This window comes from Zoogloea sp., assembly GCF_030157465.1.
In the GTDB taxonomy this organism is placed as follows: Bacteria; Pseudomonadota; Gammaproteobacteria; order Burkholderiales; family Rhodocyclaceae; genus Zoogloea.
Genome location: NZ_JAOAUU010000028.1, coordinates 1 through 1,467, shown reverse-complemented (window position 1 = coordinate 1,467; position 1,467 = coordinate 1). Strand labels below are relative to the sequence as shown.

At 60.9% G+C, this 1,467-nt stretch carries 1 protein-coding gene; it reads right to left on the bottom strand.

The window, feature by feature from the left end:
- The coding region (locus Q1W26_RS03685) for a biotin carboxylase N-terminal domain-containing protein (protein ID WP_300436027.1) at nucleotides 1–949 on the bottom strand (949 nt) is incomplete at its 3' end.
- Nucleotides 950–1,467: the final 518 nt, after the last annotated feature.

Sequence of the window (1,467 nt, the reverse complement as noted above, 5' to 3'; positions counted from 1 at the left end):
CCTTGACCAGGTCGAGGCCGGTGATCATCTCGGTAACGGTGTGCTCGACCTGGATACGCGGGTTCACCTCGATGAAGTAGAACTCGCCGGTGTCGGCGTCCATCAGGAACTCGACCGTGCCGGCGCCCACGTAGCCGGTCGCGCGGCCGATCTTCAGCGCGGCTTCGCACAGGCGAGCCCGGGTCGCCTCGTCCAGGTAAGGCGCCGGTGCACGCTCGACCACCTTCTGGTTGCGGCGCTGGATCGAACAGTCGCGCTCGAACATATGCACCAGGTTGCCGTGGGTGTCGCCCAGCAGCTGCACCTCGACGTGGCGGGCGCGGCGCACCAGTTTTTCGAGATACACCTCGTCCTTGCCAAAGGCGCTCTTGGCCTCGCGGCGCGCTGCGGCCACCGCGTCGAGCAGCATGTCTTCGTTTTCGATCGGACGCATGCCGCGCCCGCCGCCGCCCCACGACGCCTTGAGCATCACCGGGTAGCCGACCTCCCGCGCCAGGCGCTTGATCTCGTCGCCGTCGTCCGGCAGCGGCTTGGTTGCCGGCATGACCGGCGCACCGCAGGACACCGCCAGATCGCGGGCCGATATCTTGTTGCCCAGGGTGCGCATGGTGTCGGGCCGGGGGCCGATGAAGACGATCCCCGCCTCGGCGCAGGCTTCGGCAAATTCCGGGCTTTCAGAGAGGAAGCCATAGCCGGGGTGGATCGCGTCCGCGCCGGCTTCCTTGGCAACGCGAATCACCTCCTCGATCGACAGGTAGCTTTCCAGCGGGCCCAGCTGGCGGCCTTCGCCGCGGCCAACCGGGTAGGCTTCGTCGGCCTTGAAGCGATGCAGCGAGAGTTTGTCCTCTTCAGCGTAGATCGCGATCGTCGTGATCCCGAGTTCGGTCGCGGCACGAAAAACACGGATAGCGATTTCAGAGCGGTTGGCTACAAGCAGGCGACGAATCATGAGGGTCTCTCTGGCAAAGGGGGTGGCACACTTTCAAGCAAGAAGCCCGCCTGAATTAAAAAAATATCGACATATACAAGTTTTATCGATATTAATGCGCCCCACAATCGGGGTAAGCCCGATGCCCCGCGCGCACCAGCCCCGGCGCCCGGCCTGCTACCACGAACCATCCGGCGGGCCAGGCATCTAAAATGAGCCCCCTCGGTGTGCAGCCACGTCCGGGGCGCACTGCCAAGGGGCGCGCCGCCCTCGCCTCAGCCCTGCCCGGCAGGTGCATGGCGCCGGGTTTGTCAGCAAGCCATTCAATCCATCATTAAAGTCATATTTATGACTTTAATGAATTAAATAATCTTCTAAAGCCATTTTTACGACTCATCTATAAAAATTCTTTAAAGACATTATTGTGTCTATAATGAGGCAAAAAACCCGGTAGAGACACTTGTATGGCTTTAACCGAACAACTCAGCATGACAACGGAGGAATGGGAAACCTACCTCGGCGAGCAGTTTCGAACCATG